General features: G+C 65.6%; 13 protein-coding genes. 10 read left to right on the top strand and 3 right to left on the bottom strand.

Annotated features, from left to right (window positions below; genetic code table 11):
- The first annotated feature begins 79 nt into the window (after window positions 1-79).
- From ACZZZB_RS12320 to ACZZZB_RS12300, 5 genes are all read left to right on the top strand, one after another.
- Window positions 80-961 carry a carbohydrate ABC transporter permease gene (locus tag ACZZZB_RS12320; protein ID WP_064295739.1) on the top strand — a complete coding sequence of 294 codons (882 nt, stop codon included), beginning with the start codon at window positions 80-82 and terminating at the stop codon, window positions 959-961.
- Window positions 962-965: 4 nt separating this feature from the next.
- Window positions 966-1,910 (top strand): carbohydrate ABC transporter permease, encoded by a 945-nt coding sequence (locus ACZZZB_RS12315; protein ID WP_463529825.1) that lies wholly within the window; start codon window positions 966-968, stop codon window positions 1,908-1,910.
- A 34-nt stretch (window positions 1,911-1,944) separates the two neighbouring features.
- The gene (locus tag ACZZZB_RS12310) at window positions 1,945-2,949 is read left to right on the top strand and encodes an aldo/keto reductase (RefSeq protein ID WP_463529824.1); all 1,005 of its coding nucleotides are present in this window, start codon (window positions 1,945-1,947) and stop codon (window positions 2,947-2,949) included.
- A gap of 180 nt (window positions 2,950-3,129) precedes the next feature.
- Window positions 3,130-5,037 carry a glycoside hydrolase family 2 TIM barrel-domain containing protein gene (locus tag ACZZZB_RS12305; RefSeq protein ID WP_463529823.1) on the top strand — a complete coding sequence of 636 codons (1,908 nt, stop codon included), beginning with the start codon at window positions 3,130-3,132 and terminating at the stop codon, window positions 5,035-5,037.
- Between the two features lie 2 nt (window positions 5,038-5,039).
- Window positions 5,040-6,293 carry a beta-galactosidase small subunit-related protein gene (locus ACZZZB_RS12300; RefSeq protein WP_463529822.1) on the top strand — a complete coding sequence of 418 codons (1,254 nt, stop codon included), beginning with the start codon at window positions 5,040-5,042 and terminating at the stop codon, window positions 6,291-6,293.
- Here ACZZZB_RS12300 and ACZZZB_RS12295 read toward each other — a convergent pair.
- On the bottom strand, window positions 6,271-7,527 hold the full coding sequence (locus ACZZZB_RS12295; protein ID WP_463529821.1) for an NAD(P)/FAD-dependent oxidoreductase: 1,257 nt from the start codon (window positions 7,525-7,527) through the stop codon (window positions 6,271-6,273). The two genes, ACZZZB_RS12300 and ACZZZB_RS12295, sit on opposite strands and share 23 nt — an antisense overlap.
- Before the next feature lie 14 nt (window positions 7,528-7,541).
- Window positions 7,542-7,847, bottom strand: a complete 306-nt coding sequence (locus ACZZZB_RS12290; protein ID WP_079706423.1) for a DUF3072 domain-containing protein — start codon at window positions 7,845-7,847, stop codon at window positions 7,542-7,544.
- 136 nt (window positions 7,848-7,983) lie between these two features.
- On the opposite strand from ACZZZB_RS12290, the gene ACZZZB_RS12285 reads away from it, so the two are divergent.
- Window positions 7,984-8,700, top strand: a complete 717-nt coding sequence (locus ACZZZB_RS12285) for an NADPH-dependent F420 reductase (protein ID WP_137244162.1) — start codon at window positions 7,984-7,986, stop codon at window positions 8,698-8,700.
- On the opposite strand, the gene ACZZZB_RS12280 is transcribed toward ACZZZB_RS12285, so the two are convergent.
- The gene (locus ACZZZB_RS12280; protein ID WP_191941989.1) at window positions 8,697-9,482 is read right to left on the bottom strand and encodes an alpha/beta fold hydrolase; all 786 of its coding nucleotides are present in this window, start codon (window positions 9,480-9,482) and stop codon (window positions 8,697-8,699) included. The two genes, ACZZZB_RS12285 and ACZZZB_RS12280, sit on opposite strands and share 4 nt — an antisense overlap.
- A gap of 1,087 nt (window positions 9,483-10,569) precedes the next feature.
- On the opposite strand from ACZZZB_RS12280, the gene ACZZZB_RS12275 reads away from it, so the two are divergent.
- The 4 genes from ACZZZB_RS12275 (at window position 10,570) to ACZZZB_RS12260 (ending at window position 17,090) form a co-directional block, all read left to right on the top strand.
- On the top strand, window positions 10,570-12,612 hold the full coding sequence (locus ACZZZB_RS12275) for a Mu transposase C-terminal domain-containing protein (RefSeq protein WP_463529820.1): 2,043 nt from the start codon (window positions 10,570-10,572) through the stop codon (window positions 12,610-12,612).
- Window positions 12,609-13,658, top strand: coding sequence for a TniB family NTP-binding protein (locus ACZZZB_RS12270; protein WP_463529819.1), 1,050 nt, complete (start codon window positions 12,609-12,611; stop codon window positions 13,656-13,658). Before ACZZZB_RS12275 ends, ACZZZB_RS12270 begins: the two co-directional genes overlap by 4 nt.
- Window positions 13,655-15,625 (top strand): zinc-ribbon domain-containing protein, encoded by a 1,971-nt coding sequence (locus tag ACZZZB_RS12265; RefSeq protein ID WP_463529818.1) that lies wholly within the window; start codon window positions 13,655-13,657, stop codon window positions 15,623-15,625. The genes ACZZZB_RS12270 and ACZZZB_RS12265 overlap by 4 nt, the downstream gene beginning before the upstream one ends.
- Window positions 15,626-16,574: 949 nt before the next feature.
- Window positions 16,575-17,090, top strand: coding sequence for a hypothetical protein (locus tag ACZZZB_RS12260; RefSeq protein ID WP_463529817.1), 516 nt, complete (start codon window positions 16,575-16,577; stop codon window positions 17,088-17,090).
- The last annotated feature ends 487 nt before the right edge of the window (window positions 17,091-17,577 follow it).

Here is a 17,577-nt window from a genome sequence, read left to right as displayed (position 1 = left end):
CCACGGACGTCCACCCTGCAGCGGGTCACGCACCTCGCCGCCCAGCCTCACGGTCCCCCGACCGACTCAGGAGCACAGCATGAAAGACGTCCTCGGCGACAGGAAGGCCATCGCCATCCTGCTCGGCCCGGCCCTGCTCATCTTCACCCTGGTGAAGCTCGTCCCGGTGATGTGGTCGTTCGGCCTCACCTTCTTCCAGGGCGACCTGCGCGGCTTCGAGTTCGTCGGTCTCGACAACTTCGCCCAGCTGTTCGCCGACCCGACGGCACCGGAAGCGATCTTCTTCAGCATCAAGTACTCGCTCATCGCGACGGTCGCGCAGATCGCCCTCGGGTACGCGCTCTCCCTCTTCTACGTCTTCGTGTTGAAGAAAGCGTCGACGCTCGTCCGCACGCTCGTGTTCTTCCCCGTCGTGCTGCCGACCGTCGCCGTCGGTCTGCTGTTCAAGCGCCTGTTCGAGGTCGCTCCACAGACCGGGCCGGTCAACGCCATCCTGAACGGCTTCGGCATCGACTCGGTGGACTGGTTCAGCTCGCCCGACAGCGCGTTCGTCGTGATCATCATCATGGACCTCTGGCGGTCGATGGGCTTCTACGCCGTCCTGCTCTACGCAGGACTCCTCGACATCCCCGAGGAGGTGATCGAGTCGGCCCGCATCGACGGCGCCCGCGGCCTGAAGCTCGTCCGGTACATCATCGTGCCGCTGTCACTGCCGGTCCTGCTCTCCGCCGTGATCTTCAGTTTCAACGCGACGCTCAAGGTGTTCGACTCGGTGCTCGCCTTGACGGGCGGTGGGCCAGGGACGGCCACGACCCCGCTGACGCTGTACATGTACAACACGACGTTCACGTACCAGAACTACGGCTACGGCTCGACGCTCGCGTTCGTGCTCACGATCATGTGCTTCCTCGTGACGCTCCTGATCTTCAAGACCTCCCGCAAAGACCTGACGAAGGACTGACGCCATGACGACCGCCATCACCCCGGCGCGCGGCGCCACCACGCCGGCCTCGAGCGGCAGCGGCGACGGATCCGGCACTGCCGTCCGCCGGCCGAAGATGCGTCGCGCTCCCCGCTCGCGCGCCTACTACCTGCGGAAACTGCCCTCGGTCATCCTCATCGGACTCCTGCTCGTGATCGAGATCTACCCGATCATCTGGCTGTTCCTGTCCTCGTTCAAGAACCAGCGCGAGTTCCTGCAGGAGTCCACCTTCTCCCTCCCGGAGTCGTGGAGCTTCGACAACTACGTCACCGCCTGGACGACCGGCAACATCTCGCAGAACCTGCTCAACAGCGTCATCGTGACCCTGCCGTCACTCGTCTTCATCCTCATCTTCGGCGTCGCCGCCGCCTTCGCCCTCGAGGTGATGGTGTGGAAGCGCCGCAACCTGACACTGCTGCTGTTCATCTCCGGCATCATGATCCCCGGCCAGATGATCCTCGTGCCGCTCTTCGTCGCCTACTTCAACCTCGGCCTGACGAACACCTACTGGCCGATGATCATCACCTACACGGCACTCGGGATGCCCTTGACGGTCTTCATGATGACCGCCTACTTCCGGGCCGTGCCGCGCGAGGTGTTCGAGGCGTCGACGATCGACGGAGCCGGCATCATCCGTTCCTTCTGGTCCATCGGACTGCCGATGGTGCGGAACGCACTCTTCACGATCGGGCTCGTGCAGTTCCTGTCCATCTGGAACGACCTGCTCATCTCGCTGACGTTCACGACGAACGCCGACCTCCGCACCATCCAGGCCGGCCTGCTGAACTTCAGCGGGGAGTTCGGCCAGGTCGACTACGGACCACTGTTCGCGGGCATCTGCATCAACGTCTTCTCGCTGCTCGTCGTATTCGTGTTCCTCAACCAGCGGATCATGAAGGGGCTGGCATCCGGCGCACTCAAGGGGTGACGCCCGAGTGCCCGACGACTGCAGGATGGACGACATGATCAACGACGACCTGACCCAGACACCCTCCACCGACCGGACGACTCCAGCGGTGGCGACACCGGACGACCTCCGCCCGCTCGGCTCGACCGGACTCCTCGCGAGCCCGGTCACGGTCGGCACCTCCGGCCTCGGCACCCCGGCGAGCGCCGACGGCTCACCGGCCGCAGGCTCCACGACGTTCGCGTCGGCCGCCCTGCGTGGCCCCAACCTGCTCGTCGACACCTCGAACGCGTACTCGGACGGGCGCAGCGAGACGGCCATCGGTGACGCCATCCGGCAGGGCGGTCTGCCCGAGGGGCGCGGGGTCGTGACGAAGGCCGACCAGGATCCGTCGACGGCGGTGTTCGACCGTGACCGGGTGCTGCGGTCCTTCGAGGAGAGTCTCGAGCGGCTCGGCGTCGAGCGCATCCCGGTGTTCCACCTGCACGATCCGTACTCGGTGTCGTTCGAGGAGGCGTCGGCGCCGGGCGGCGCGATCGAGGGCATGCTGGCGCTCAAGGAGCAAGGCCTGGTCGATGCGATCGGGATCGCTGCGGGTGCCATCAGCGTGATGCTGCCCTACGTTCGCACCGGCGTCTTCGACGTGCTCCTCACCCACAACCGGTTCACGCTCGTCGACCGCTCGGCGACCGGCTTGCTGGAGGAGGCGCGGTCGCGGGGGATGGGCGTCTTCAATGCGGCGCCGTTCGGGGGCGGGCTCCTCGCCGGGCGTCGTGGCCGCGACGGCAAGCCGGCCACGTACGCGTACCAGGCCGGGTCGCCTGAGCTGCTCGCCTGGGTCGACCGCGCCGACGAACTGGCCGGCCGACACGGCATCCCGCTTGCAGCTGCCGCCCTCGCGTTCTCGACGCGATCGGACCTCGTCGACTCCACCGTCGTCGGGATGAACCGTCCGGAGCGGCTGGAACAGGTCGAGGCACTGCGCACGACCCTCATCCCCGACGACTTCTGGTCGGACCTCGACGCCCTCGGCACACCGCCGAGCACCATCACCGACTGAGCCCCCTTCGCCTCCATCCATACATCCACCCACCAATCCACCAACTCCCGTTCTCTTCCACTGACCCTTTCTCAGGAGTCCCTCGGTGTGGCGGCCGCTGGCCGGGCCGGCGCGCCGAGGACCTCCTGAGAAAGGGACAACAGGCGATGAAGGTTGCACGACGATGAAGGTTGCACGACGATGAACGACTCGGCAGGGCTCGCAGCGTCGTGGGTCGAAGATCCGATCCCGGGGACCGGGCGGCGGCGACCCCGGGCCGACGAACTGAGCGACGCGCGTCGGCTGTCCCTCGACGGCGACTGGGCGTTCACGCTCTCGCCCACGGCCGACGGGACGGGCGACACCTTCGGCGATCCGTCGCTCGACGACTCCTCCTGGGACCGCATCAGGGTGCCCGCGCACTGGGTCCTCGAGGGCCACGGGCAGCCGCTGTACACGAACACCGCGTTCCCGATCCCGATCGACCCGCCTCGCATGCCCGAGGAGAACCCGACGGGTGACTACCGCCGTACCTTCACCCTGCCGGAGGACTGGCGACGCTCTGACACGGTGCTGCGCTTCCAAGGTGTCGACTCCTGCGGGACCGTGTGGTTGAACGGCGTGCTCCTCGGCCACAGCAAGGGCAGCCGGCTCCCGGTGGAGTACGACGTCGGGGAGCACCTCGTCTCCGGTGAGAACGTCCTCGCCGTGCGGGTGCACCGGTGGTCGAGCGGCACCTACCTGGAGGACCAGGACATGTGGTGGTTGCCGGGGATCTTCCGCGACGTCGACCTCCTGGAACGCCCGGCCGGCGCGATCGACGATGTCCGGGTCCGCGCGAGCTACGACCACCGCGACGGCATCGGCGTCCTGCGTGTCGACACCGACGTCCCCGGCCTCGTCGACGTCCCCGAGCTCGGCATCCGCGACCTCCCCACCGGCACCGCGACCGCTCTGCCGGTCGAGCCCTGGAGCGCCGAGGTACCGCGCCTCTACACGGCGCACCTCAGGCCGCGACCGACCGACGAGACGCCCGTGGCCGGCGAGACCGTCGAGCTGCGCATCGGGTTCCGCACCGTCTCCATCGAGGACGGACGCTTCCTCGTGAACGGCGTCCCGGTGCTGTTCCGCGGGGTCAACCGGCACGAGCACGACCAGGACCGCGGCCGTTCGCTCGACACGGAGACCATGCGGCAGGACATCCTGCTCATGAAGCGGCACAACCTCAACGCCGTGCGCACGAGCCACTACCCGCCCCACCCCGACTTCCTCCGCCTCTGCGACGAGCTGGGGCTGTGGGTGGTCGAGGAGTGCGACCTCGAGACCCACGGCTTCATCTACACCGACTGGGCCGGCAATCCGCCGACGGAGCCGGTCTGGCGCGACGCGATGCTCGACCGTGTCCAGCGGATGGTCGAGCGAGACAAGAACCACCCGTCGATCGTCGTGTGGTCGATGGCGAACGAGAGCTGGGTCGGCGAGAACTTCGACGTGCTGGAGCAGTGGATCCGCGAGCGCGACCCGTCCCGGCCGATCATGTACGAGCGCGACCCGTCCTACCGGAACTCGGACTTCTCGAGCCTCATGTACCCCGACCAGGAGCTGCTCGAGGCCATCGGCCGTCGCGAGGAACCGACCCCCGCGGGCGTCGTGGCGGGGTCGCCGGATGACGTGCGTCGGCGGAGGCTCCCGTTCCTGCTCTGCGAGTACGCGCACGCGATGGGCAACGGCCCGGGGTCGCTCGTCGACTACCAGCGGATCCTCGAGTCCTCCGACCGGTTCTGCGGCGGCTTCGTCTGGGAGTGGATCGACCACGGCTTCCGCAGCACCGACGCCGCCGGGAACGAGTTCGTCATGCACGGTGGCGATGTCGCCTTCCGACCGAACGGCGGACGCTACTGCCTCGACGGACTCGTCTTCGCCGACCGCACGCCCTCCCCGGCCTCGCCGAGCTGCACGCCGCGATCAGTCCGGTCGAGCTCCTCCTCGACGTCCACAACTCCTGCTCGTGCGGCGCGAGCCGGAGGACGGGCCCCGACTCGCGGCAGGCGGACACGGCGATCGGTGCAGTCTGCAGGAGTTGTGGACGACGGGCCGGGGGCACGCTGACGGTGCGCAACAAGTACGACGTGCGGTCGCTCGACCACCTCGCGCTGCGATGGGTCATGGAGGACGACGGTATCGCGGTCGCGTCCGGTGAACTGGAGATGCCTGCGGTGGGTGCCCGGAGGGAGACGACCGTCGACCTGCCGACCGGTGCGCTCGTCGCACCGACCACCGTCGACGTCGATCCGGTCTCCGGCGCACCCGTCGAGCGTTGGCTCACCGTGCGGGCGGTCCTGGCGGCCGACGAGCCGTGGGCGGCAGCGGGACACGAGGTCGCGTTCGGGCAGGCGCAGATCCATGCCGACCGACCGGCGGATCCGACCGGCGTCACCGTTCCCGTGCCGGCCGCGGCGCGCAGACCCCTCGCTCGCGCCGATCGCACGCCGGGCCACCGCATCACCCTCGGCGCAGGCTCCTTCGACGCCCGCACCGGCCGGCTCCGCGCGCTCGGCGACCTGGAGTTGGACGGCCCCGTCTTCGACATCATGCGCGCACCCACCGAGAACGACCGGGGCCAGGGGCCGCGGAACACGGCCGCAGCCAGTTGGAAGCTCACGGGACTCGACCGCTTCCTCCACCGGACCGACGCCGTCGAGCGGATCGACGACGGGCAGGGCGGCGGCCTGCGGGTCTCCGGCCGCAGCGCCCCGGCCGCGCACGGGCTCGGCCTGCGCTGGACGTTCGACTGGACCGACGGGGGTGGCGCCCTGGACCTGTCGGTCACCGTCGTCCCCGAGGGGATCTGGGAGCACACCCCCATCGGCGATCACGTGCTGACGTTGCCGCGCCTGGGCCTCCGACTCGGACTACCGGGCAGCTACACGGATGCGACGTGGTTCGGTCGCGGCCCCGGCGAGTCGTACGTCGACAGCCTCGCCGCGGCGCGCGTCGGTCGCTTCACGAGCAGTGTCGACGGGCTCCAGACCGACTACCCGGTGCCCGAGGAGAACGGCAACCACGTCGGGACGCGGTGGGTGGAACTCACCGGCGACGGCCTGCCGACCCTGCGAGCCGAGCAGCTGCAGGACACCGGCTTCGACTTCACCGCCCGACGGTGGACGAGCGAAGCGCTCGAGGAGGCCCGCCACCCGCAGGACCTCCGAGACTCCGGCCGCGTATGGCTCAACCTCGACCACGCCCAGCAGGGCCTCGGCAGCTCGTCGTGCGGCCCGGCCCTGCCCGAGCGCTACCGCGTGCCGGTGGCGGGGACGACCTTCGGCGTGCGGTTGCGGACGCTCACGCCCGCCCCTGCAGGATGAGGTTCCAGTACACCCAGGGCAGGACGTAGCGGTCGGCGATGAACGTGAACCGACGCTCCTTCGCGAGTCCGTTCCAGAACGGGATCGAGGGCTTCGGGCGGTAGCGGTCGTCGAACTCGGCGAACACCACCGTCCCGCGGGAGACCGTGAACGGGCACACCGAGTAGCCGTTGTAGACGGTGCTCGGCTCCTGGCCGGACCGCACGGCGACGAGGTTCTTCGCGAGGGTCTTCGTCTGTTGCCGGAGGGCACCGCCGGACTTCGAGCTCATCACCGCGGCGGCGTCGCCGAGCGCCCAGACGTCGGGGAAGCGCGGATGCCGCAGGGTCAGCGAGTCGACCTCGACGAACCCACCAGGGTTGCCGGGATCGGCGAGCGCCGTGGCCGCGAGCCAGTCGGGTGCGGACTGCGGCGGCACGGCGTGGAGGACGTCGTAGGGGATCTCCTCCCGGAGTCCGCCCGTCACGCCGTCCTGCCCGCGATCCGGCCCGTCCTGCGGGTCGGTCTGCGCGATGGCCACCACGCTCCGCTCCGGATCCACCGCGACGAGCTCGCGCGAGAACCGCACCTCGATGCCGTACTCGGCGACCTTGCGGTCGAGTTCGGCGTCGATCATCGGCATGCCGAACATCGTGGGTGTGGGCACGACGAGCACCACACGGATGTCGTCGAGGACGCCCGTCTGCCGCCAGTAGTCGCACGCGAGGTACATCGGCTTCTGTGCGGCACCCGAGCAGCTCGCGGGGCCGGCGGGCTGCGTGAACACGACGGTACCGGAGCGGACCGACCGGAGCACCCGCGAGGCCTTCTGCGCGTACTCGAACGTGTAGTTGGAGATCCCCACCGGCGACGCCATCGCCTCGGTGAGTCCGGGCACGGCGTCCCAGTCCTGCTGGATGCCCGGAGCGACGATGAGCTGGTCGTACTCGACGGCGGTGCCGGATTCGAGCGTCACCGTCTTCGCGACCGGGTCGATGGACCGGACCCGATCCTGGATCCAGGTCACGCCCTTCGGCGTCACGGCGTGCTGTGGCCTCGTGGCGACCGACGCGGACGCGGTCCCTCCGGCGACGTGCGAGAACATCGGCTGGTACCGGTGGTGCTCCCGCGGTTCGATGACCGCGACGTCATCCACGCCGTATCGCCGGAGCCTCCCGGCGACGGAGAGACCGGCGTTGCCGCCACCGATGACGACCACCTCGTGATGGAGCTGTGCCGTCCTGGGATCGGTCACGGTGGCGGCGGCGCTCAGGATCCGGACTGACCGCGACCGGTGGCGTTCTGCAGCCGGTCGATGTGCTCGGAGGCCTGCGCCTTCGTCAGGTCGGCGGGGAGCTCCTCGCCGGCCTCGCGCGCCAGGGTGTCGAGGTAGCTGCGCTGCGGGCCGGTCATCGGCTCGTCTCCGGTGACCCAGTCCTCGGGGTCCTTGCTCGCGCTCGTCGAGCTGTCGTCGCCCCGGGCTCCGAGGGTCTCCTCGGTGGCGCCGATCGTCTCGGGTGCTCCGGAGGTCGTGGCGTCAGGGGTCGTTGCATCGGTCTGTTCTGCGTCAGTCATGCGGCAACGGTACGTCGAGTGGGCGATCGGGCAGGAGGGGTTGCGCGGCCCGCGCGATCGGTGTCGGAATAGCGACGGACGACCCCCGGTTGACCCAGGCGACCGCGTGCGGCCGCACCGTCCACGAAGGAGACCCATGTCCGACACCGCTTCCGGAACCGACCGATCCGCCGACGAGCCGACTCCGTCGCAGGGCATCACCATCGGCATCCTCGGCGCCGGCAAGGTCGGCACGGTCCTGGGACGACTCGCGGTCGCCGCCGGATACCGGGTGCTCATCAGCGGATCACGCGACGCCGCCCGGATCGCCCTGACGATCGACGTCCTCGCTCCGGGTGCCGTCGCCACGACCGCCGCCGAGGCAGCGGCCCAGGCCGACCTCGTCATCCTCGCGCTGCCCCTCGGCAAGCACCGGTCGGTGCCCGTCGACGAGCTGCGCGGCAAGCTCGTCATCGACGCCATGAACTACTGGTGGGAGGTCGACGGACATCGCGACGACCTCAGCGCGCCGGAGACCTCGACGAGCGAGCTGGTCGCCGCCTTCCTGCCGGAGTCACGGGTCGTGAAGGCGTTCAACCACATGGGGTACCACGACCTCGACGGGGAGCCGCGTCCGGCCGGCACGCCGGGCCGCAAGGGTATCGCGATCGCCGGCGACGCCCCCGCGGACCGGGCAGCCGCCTCGGCCGTGGTCGACGCCCTCGGGTTCGACCCCGTCGAGATCGGACCGTTGCGCGCGGGCGTCGTCCTCGAACCCGGACACGAGCTCTTCGGGGCGAACATCGGGGCCGACGAGATCCGCGAGGTCGCCGAGGTGCGGGCATTGGCCGAAGCCGAGGCGGGCGTCCGCTAGGCGACGCGGCGGGTTCCAGCGTCAGATCGGTCTCGACCGTTCGGTCGCGGGGTGAGCGCCGCTGAGCGGATCACCTCCGCGAGCTCGCCGGCACGGCTCCACATCGGCCAGTGACCTGTCGGGAGGTCGACGACCTCGACCGTCTCGAGCCCCGCGACCTCGGCGAACATGGGGTGTCCGCCTCGGGCCAGGTCCAGCACTTGCGCGCTCGGGATCGAACAGCACACCAGGGTGGTCGGGACGGCGGCGCGGGCCTCGTTGGTCAGCTCGACAGCCTGTCGGAGGACGGACCCCGGCTCGGGGACCGCCCGGGCGCGGAACCGGTCGAGGACCTCGGCGCTCAAGCCGTCGAGGCTCGCCTGCTGGGCGAGGACGTCGAAGGCCGGGAGCGGAAGCTCGTCCACGTCGTCCGGGAGGTCCGGCGCGAAGACCGTTCCGGACGCCAGCGGGCCGGAGTCCACCCAGACCACCCGGCGGACGAGCTCCGGATGCCGGTCGAGGAGCAGGCTGACGGGCGCGTTGGCGCCGCTGTGCGCGACGATGACCGCTGGGTCGTCCGCGGAGACGTCCCGCCGGGCGAGGACCTCCGTGATCGCGGCCACTTGGTCGTCGAGGGTCCTGCTGGACCGGTCGGGATCGGCGTCGTCGAGGCCGGGCAGGGTGATCGCGACGGCGCGCGAGCGGTCGGGGTCGAGATGGTCGATGACGTCGTCCCAGGCCCAGGCGCCCAGCCAGTGGCCGGCGATGAGGATGATGGTCGGGGTGTCGTTCTGTGTGTTCATGACTCCAGCCTGAAGCGCACTCCAGGCAGCTGTGTGTCACTATTTCTGTCATGAATCTCGAACTCGTGAGCCGATGAAGCGGGCGGAGCGGCTCCACGCCTGTCGGAATCGGTGATCAATGACACACGCTCTAGGTTCATGACACTCCTGGCGGCTCAATGACACTCAGTGTCACGAAACGCCGCTCGGTTGACCTGCGCATCCGCGTTCTAACAGGAGGATCTTCGAGGGGCCACGTTGTTGCCAAAGTGACGACCCACCGGAGGCAGCATGAAACCAAGGTCTTCCGCCAAAAAAATCAGTCCGCGTCGAGCGCTCACGCAGACTGAACTGCAGTGGGTCTCTCGCAGAGGCGCCGAGACGGCGCGGGGTCACTCCGTAGGTGACGAGTGGGCCGTAGCAGACCTTGCACTCGGTGCCCGCGATTGGGCCGAGGTTGACCCTCAGCCAGTGCGATCCTCACTCGGAGTCGCCGGTTCTTTGACGCCCGCCCTGTATTACTGGCAGCGGACTGGGACGCACATTTGGTGCGAGTCCCAAGAGGAGCGCTGGCAGGTCCTCTGGCTGGATTACGGAGGACAGGTTGAGCGATTGTGGTCTCAACCCATGAGCATAAACTTCGGGATCGACTCCCAGCTATCTGGTCATTCTCATGTCCCAGACCACTTCGGTATCTTGGAGGACGGCAGTTATGCCCTGTTTGATACGAAGCACCCCGATCGTGTGGACGCCGAGGCGGAGCTTCAGTTCGGTGAAACCGCAGAGGTCTGCCGCCGGCTCGGGTGGCACTATCAGGTCCTCGCCGGCCGGAACGTCAGAGCGACCAGGAATCTGAACTGTCTATCGGCATCGAGGCATGAGCGCTGCAGGCCCACCGCCGCGATCGAGGAACAGATACTCAACGCCGCTCTCGCCGGGCGATCACGTGATGAGCTCTGCCATGTCGCATCGCCATCTCTGCCGGCACTGGCGTGTGCATGGGTGGACAACCTCGCATGGCGGCGGTTGCTTCAGGTTGATCTCACTGCAGTGATTAGCAGCGCAACTGTTTATACGACATCGGCCATCGTTCAATCGGAACGAGCCAATGTCTAAGGCCAACTCGCTGCACTTCGGCGACACCGTCACAATCGATGGAAAGACCTGGGTGCTGGAGAGCATTCGTCGCGGTACGGAGGCCAAGCTACGACTTCGGGACTCCCCGGACGACTGGATTGTCATGTCGGTGCGGGAGCTGTTGCGCCATGCGGGTACCGCACGACGCTCTTCCGCCTCTGCTCTCCGCCCGGAAGGGAGTGACTGGCCGCGAGACGTGCGAGACATGGAATCTCATCTGCTCGAGGCCTTCCGAGGTGTCCCGATGGGCGATACCGCGACAGGGCCACGGCCGCAATTCGATGCATCGACGACAACCCAGGAGCGACGTATCGCCGCAAAGATCGCTGAACTTTCCGGGACGTCGCTGCAGAGGTCTCGCAAGGCGCTTTTCGAGCTCTGGAAGGCCTACCAGTCGGACGGTATGGGCGGGCTTGACGCGCGCATGCACCGCCGTCGCTCTCAGCGGCTTGTCGCCTCAAAAATCGATCCTCGCGTGGTGGAGGTCATCGACAGCATCCTCGACACTCGACGAGACCTTGCCACGTCCAGCCGCACTCATTTCGCCGCCTTGCTGACAATTGAGCTTCAGAAGAGGTACCCCGGAGACCAAGTGTGCGACATCGCTCCCACCACGTTGATGGGTTACATCAACGAGCGGGATGCCGGGAGATACGGCTTCGACAAGGGGACGACACGTCGTACCGCGGCTAACAGCCCAGACCGCCAGTTCAACTCTGGCGATGCGAGTCAGCTAGGCGAGCGTTGCGAGATCGATTCGACAACCCTCGATGTTCAGGTGTGGGGCGAGAACGGCACTGTGCTCCGTCCCACGCTGACCGTGCTGCTCGACGTTGCAAGTCGCGTTCCCATCGCCTGGGCCATCCACGCCGACGCTCCGAATGGTTTCGATCATGCGTTGCTGCTCGCTCGCGCCATTGTGGGAAGGAAGGCCATCCCAGGCTCGGATGCTGCATTGCTGTCAGCCTCCGCGACGTTGCCGATCACGCTGATGAAGGAGGTGAACGCCTATCTTGATGACGACTCTCTCGCTGTTCCATGGATATTCCCACAATCGATAACCCTGGACGCTGGTGCAGACTTCCGCTCGTCTGTCTTCGCGAATGCGTGCTGCAGCTTTGGAATCACAATGGTCCCGGTCGCACCGGGCGACCCGACATCGAAGCCCCACGTGGAGCGCTTCTTTGGCACGGTATCCTCCACGTTCGCCACATGGCTCAAGGGATCAACAGGCAACTCCGTCGCAAACAGAGGCCGGCGCGACACGCCGACAATGACCCTCGACTCGCTGCGCATCGCCTTCGACGTATGGGTGACCAAGATCTATCTTGATACGGCACACGGTGGCCTCAAATCATCGAGGGACCCAGCTCGTCGATGGACGCCAAATCAGATGTATTCGGTCTTGTTCCAATTGGGGCCGGGGGTGCAAGTACCGTTCGGACGCGAGGAGTACTTCTCGCTGCTTCCCACCGAGCGGCGAATCATCAGCGACAGTGGAATCGAACTCCATAACCGCAGATACGACTCACCCCTGCTCAGTGATTTGCGCAACCGATCGTTGACCGGGGCAGCTCCAGGATCCAAACACGCTCGAAAGTTCCCAGTCAGCTTCGATCCGTACAACCCCGCATGTATCTGGGTTCAACACCCCGAGACCCGGACATGGATCGAATGCTGGGACACCGCCCTCGAACACGCCGCGGCGTGGATGGCGGCGGAAGCAGAGGTGCGCCTGACGGAGACCTTCGGCTCCGAAGGATCGATCACGAGAGCAAGGCAGATCCAGTTCATCGACGACGTGGAAAAGCGGGAGCGGAGACATCCCCCAACCTCCCGCAACACCTCTCAGATCGAGACAGATCGGATGGCGCTGGAGGGCAAGCTGTCCATCACGGAGCCAGCACCCGCACCGATCAAACTCAATGCCCCAGCACCGCCGATTTCCATCGATGACATTGACTGGGACTCTCCCGAGTACGACATCGTGACGCTTAGGGATCTGAACACATGAACCTTCGCCCCGCCATCTTCCACCACAACCGCAAGACGACCCTGCCGGGACTTCGGGAAGCACTCAACGCCGACCCGCCAGAGCCACCGAGGCTCTCGTTCGCGCAGTACAGGGCTCTGGAGCCGACTGAGCGTGAACTGTTCGATCAAGTCCGCGAGGACTACGTCCGCCTGAAGCTGCGAGTAGAAACGCCCGAACAAGTGCGGTGCGCTCGAATCCTCCGTCGTCTCATCGGGTCGAATCCACGACGGCAGAACTCGCGCCGCGGCCTGATGATCTCCGGACCGATGTTCTACGGGAAGACCGAGCTCGCGATGCTCCTCGCGCGGTCCGTCGAGAACCATCACGCCGGACAATACCCCGACTACATGCGCGACGGACACGTTCCTGTCGTGTGGCTCGAAATGACCGAACATTCCACGGGAAAGGCACTCCTCGCTCAGATCGTAGAATTCCTGTGCCCGACCATCGAAATCTCGCGTGCGATCACAACGGATCGCCTCCGAAAGATGGCGTTAGAGTTACTTCAGCGCCACGCTACGAAGCTCCTGATCATCGATGAAGCGCACAAGCTCGGCGGCAGTGAGCCATCCAGCATCATCAAGGCGTTGCAGAACGAGTCATCCGCAACTGTGCTGCTTGTTGGAATCGACCTACTGGGCGGTCGAGCTTTCGGAGGCGGAGACGCAAGCCAAGTGACAATGCGATGTGACGTCGTCGAACTCCGCAAGGTAGATATTCGAGACGCCCCTGGCATGGAGTTATGGCTGAGATGGACCGCCATCTTCGACCGAAATCTGCCTCTGTGTGACCACGCGCGCGGCATCCTCACCCGCAATGCTCGAGCGCTTCATACCGTCAGCGACGGACAACTCGCAGTCTTGGCTCTCATCGTCGAACGCCTCGTCGCAGAGATCCTCGATGATCCCGATCGTACAGACGAGAAGGTCGACCGTACGCGCCTCTTCGCGGTCCTAGAAAACCTGCGGCTCTCAACACCCATACGCCATCGTGTGAGGCTCGACGACCTGTACGACGCGGCATGAGCTCCGATCAAGCATGGGCCACGCGACCGAAGTGGCACCGGTTCGAGTCACTACGATCGTATGCCACCCGGCAATGCCAAGCCGCGGGGCTCCCTCTCGACATCGTGGCGCTCGGATTGACCTCGAAGGAGCAGAGATACGCCAGCCGGGTATGGCAGAACGACCTCAGAATCGCACCGATCATCGAGTCGGCCGCGGGGCGCCCAACCGGACACTACGAGCGTCTTCGACGACTCGCACAGCCCGACCCGGATCAAACCTACCCAGACAGATTCCTATGCAGGCTCTGTAGCGCTGGCGATGTGGTTACGCAAATCTCGCACGACCGAGAAAATTGGTGTCTGCGCCATCCAGGCCAACTGGTCTGGGTCGGGGCAGGAACGACGCCCGCGACTCAGCAAATCATCCCCTTCGACCATGCGCAAATGGCCGCTGAAGTCCGCTTTCGCGCACTTACTTCCGCCGGCCGCATTGACGTTCGACTACACACGGACGCCTGGGCAATGGTTCGCGACAACGCCACCCTGTCAAGGGGGTTCGAATGGAGCACATCTCTCGGCCGCCGTGATAGCACCCGAGAGCTTCACGGGCGTGCGGAACACTACCCCGAGACTGTTGTCGTCCTCGATGCACTATCCAACCCAGAAACGCTCACGCTCTGGCGGCACACATCTCCCGAAACGCTCCGTACCGTAATCGCGGGATCGTTGTCCGAAATCCATGAGCCATGCGACGTGCTCATCGAACGAATCGTACTCTGGCTACGCCCCAGCCGCCGCAGGTCTGTCGAGACCCGGCTCGAGCCTTTGAACGTTCCACTCGACTTCGTCGATGCCCAAGCCATCTTTGATCTCACCGCACCTTATCCAACTTGGATACTAAGACACCCGCAGGCAGTGTCGGAATGGGACTGGGAAAAGAACCCTCGCACTCGCGACCCTTGGGGCTCACACAAAGTCACCGCGAAAGCATGGTGGGTATGCAATCACGGGCACTCCTGGCAAGCCATTCCCGACACTCGCGGGCGTACCAGGTGTAACTGTCCGTGCTGCGCGTCGATGGCAGTGTGGCCGGGGCAAACAGACCTGATGACTCTCTACCCAGACATCGCCGCCGAGTGGGACACCACCCCAAGGGCGAACGTCGGCGACCCTAGCCACGTCAGCGCCACCGCGACGCGAACGGCCTCCTGGAGATGCCGGGACGGTCATCGGTGGCGCACGTACATTAACCAGCGAACAAGGAAAGGGACACGCTGCCCGTACTGCACAGGTCGTCGCGCAGTCCCGGAACGAACGGATATTGCGACCATCCGTCCCGATCTTGCCGCCGAATGGGACTATGACAAGAATCCATTCGCTCTGTCACCGGCAACGCTGGGCCCCGGTTCCGGCAAGCTCGTCTGGTGGAAGGGAGCGAACTGCGGCCACACGTGGAAGTCCACCATACTCAACAGAGCCGGAGGGCGCGGATGCCCGTATTGCGCGGGCAAAAGGGTGCTGCGCGGTTTCAATGATCTTTCCACCCTTCGCCCTGCTCTCGCGCACGAATGGGGCAGCGGAAACTCCCGAAACAGCCACGAGGTCACCATCGGATCCGGATATCGCGCATCATGGGTCTGCCCGCTCGGACACGAATGGGAAGCAACGGTGCAGAGCCGCGCAATCGGCAACAGTGGATGTCCCACCTGCTCCAACCGGCGGGTGCATGCGGGCTTCAACGATCTTGGTACCATAAACCCGAGACTCGCCGCTGAGTGGGATGCGCGCGATGGCGCGAACGACCGAAAGCCCATCGAGGTTACTCCGAACAGTGGATACCGCGCCAAATGGGTCTGTGCAAGGAATCATCGATGGCAGGCTACGGTGAGCAACCGAGCCTCAGGTACCGGATGCCCGACGTGCAGCAGATTCAACCCCCGCGCGATAAGAGGTTCCGCGCTCAATGACCTGTCAAGTCAGGGATAGGACTCGGGGGACCTTCATCGGCGGACACCTTCGATACGTGCGCGACTACGATCACTGAACGCAAGGTCGGTTCTGCCCCTCTCGTCCCGCTGAAGGAACCGGCTGAGGACGAACCGATACGGTACGTCGTGGCGGCACGGCAAAGGGTGCAGCAATCGGCGAGGAAGAGTGACCACGCCAGGGCGCCAACGGAGTAAGGCTTGCAGCGGGATGAAGCTAGCCAGAGCCCGACCCGTCCAGCCCAAGCCGACGCACAGGATTCGACGCGACCGGTGTCGAACATGCACCTCTCCCCTACTTGGCTCCGCGAGGACCGAGCCCTGAGTCACTTTGGGCGGCTGACGTTCAACATCTCTACCCATCCCCCTCAGCCGAATAGGCGTCAGGCCGTGAAGTCGCGACTCCCATCAATGCCCATTGCCCTGCCATGACGCTCGCGCCCAATGCGAATGACTAAGGCTGTTCGCTGAACGGATCGACGTCCGCTTCAGCCCCGGAGCGATCGCCGCAGATGAGCTCATGAAATCGAACACCTAATCAGCCAAAATGCGGTCAATCGCTCACTGAGCATCGAAGAAGTCGCGAGGCGGCTCGGCGTAGATAGTGACGAGATCGATCGCGCCTGCGCACACGAGATCTATTCGCAGTTGTCTCCGACGGGCAGCGGCACTACCCGACATGGCCGTTCACTGACAACCCACTGCAGCCTGTTCAGCCGGGGCTGGCCCAATGCATCCCGCAACCCCTGCTGTCATGCCCCCGGACTATTCTGGGCTTCATGACCTCACCGCAGGAGGATGTTCGTGTCGACGGTCAGCCTGGGATTCCCCCAGACTGGCTGCGCAACGGGGGCGACCCGCAGGTTGTCCGCGATGCTCTTGACAGCCGCCTCCAGTGGTAATCCGCTGCCGTCTCTGCACGCCGGCCACTCCCATCGATGGAGGCTTCCATGACTGACCGGCCAGCCTCTCGCGACGGGGCGCTCTCTGACGAACAGATCGCATTCCTCACTGAATCCGGTGCTTTTACGGCCGAACGACTCGCAGAGGTCTCAGCGAGAGTCGCGCGAGGCGACCTCGAAGCACGCGAGCGCAAAGCACGCGAAGACACGATCGACGCATCTTTGACGTCAAACCAGGTGGCCAAACGGCTCGGACTCGAACTGGCGGAGGTTCGACGGCGGACAGCTGAGGGTCAGCTCTACGCGTTCACCGCACAGGACGAGATGCGGTACCCGACATGGCAGTTCTCCGATGACCCGACAGCTTCAGTCCTGCCCGGGCTCGTGACCGTGATTGCGGCGTTTCCCGCTGGAATGCATCCGGCGACGATTCGGGGGTTCATGGGCACACCACAGCGACTCACGCTTGTGGATGGCGTCCGGGTCACGCCAGTGGGCTGGCTCCAGCGTGGCCGCGATCCGCAGGTCCTCGTAGACATCTTGGAGAGCTTCCTGCTGGGGTAGTTGCGTCAGCGTTCATGGACCCTCATCGACGATGTACTCGAAACTGCAGCTGCAACTGCGTCGCCCTCCGGCGATGGCCTAGCGTGCAGCTCTGGACAGCGCGTAGAGGGGGCGTCAGGTAGACGATTCCTGTAGTGGTCGGCCGAACTTACCCTAGAGTGGGCCACTAAAATATACACATCAAGACTGATTTATTCTGAAACGGTCATTACTACGTTGGAGGCGGACCCAAATGGGCCCGCATGAGCGAAGGAGACCCCTGGACGCGTTACACCGAATCAGCGTCAAGACGGTAACCGCCCCCATCGTCATCGGAGCTCTGCCATTCACGGGTTCCACTGGTGCGATGGCCCTTCCCTCGGAGGCCTTGTATGCCGGGTCCAGACAGGCGCCTTCGTCGGAGGATACGGACATGTTTCGGACTGGGGAGCCCACGTCTCGGCAGAAGCGAGCTGTTCCAATCCTCGCGATTGTCGGAGCCATCGTC

The sequence above is a fragment of the Plantibacter sp. AC185 genome (genome assembly GCF_979258065.1).
This window is presented reverse-complemented; position numbering and strand designations above follow the sequence as displayed.

Excerpts from the sequence above, each read along its gene's own strand:
- ACZZZB_RS12320 (WP_064295739.1), top strand. The coding sequence starts at position 80 with ATGAAAGACGTCCTCGGCGACAGGAAGGCCATCGCCATCCTGCTCGGC.
- ACZZZB_RS12315 (WP_463529825.1), top strand. The coding sequence starts at position 966 with ATGACGACCGCCATCACCCCGGCGCGCGGCGCCACCACGCCGGCCTCG.
- ACZZZB_RS12310 (WP_463529824.1), top strand. The coding sequence starts at position 1,945 with ATGATCAACGACGACCTGACCCAGACACCCTCCACCGACCGGACGACT.
- ACZZZB_RS12305 (WP_463529823.1), top strand. The coding sequence starts at position 3,130 with ATGAACGACTCGGCAGGGCTCGCAGCGTCGTGGGTCGAAGATCCGATC.
- ACZZZB_RS12290 (WP_079706423.1), bottom strand. The coding sequence starts at position 7,847 with ATGACTGACGCAGAACAGACCGATGCAACGACCCCTGACGCCACGACC.
- ACZZZB_RS12285 (WP_137244162.1), top strand. The coding sequence starts at position 7,984 with ATGTCCGACACCGCTTCCGGAACCGACCGATCCGCCGACGAGCCGACT.
- ACZZZB_RS12280 (WP_191941989.1), bottom strand. The coding sequence starts at position 9,482 with ATGAACACACAGAACGACACCCCGACCATCATCCTCATCGCCGGCCAC.
- ACZZZB_RS12275 (WP_463529820.1), top strand. The coding sequence starts at position 10,570 with ATGTCTAAGGCCAACTCGCTGCACTTCGGCGACACCGTCACAATCGAT.
- ACZZZB_RS12270 (WP_463529819.1), top strand. The coding sequence starts at position 12,609 with ATGAACCTTCGCCCCGCCATCTTCCACCACAACCGCAAGACGACCCTG.
- ACZZZB_RS12265 (WP_463529818.1), top strand. The coding sequence starts at position 13,655 with ATGAGCTCCGATCAAGCATGGGCCACGCGACCGAAGTGGCACCGGTTC.
- ACZZZB_RS12260 (WP_463529817.1), top strand. The coding sequence starts at position 16,575 with ATGACTGACCGGCCAGCCTCTCGCGACGGGGCGCTCTCTGACGAACAG.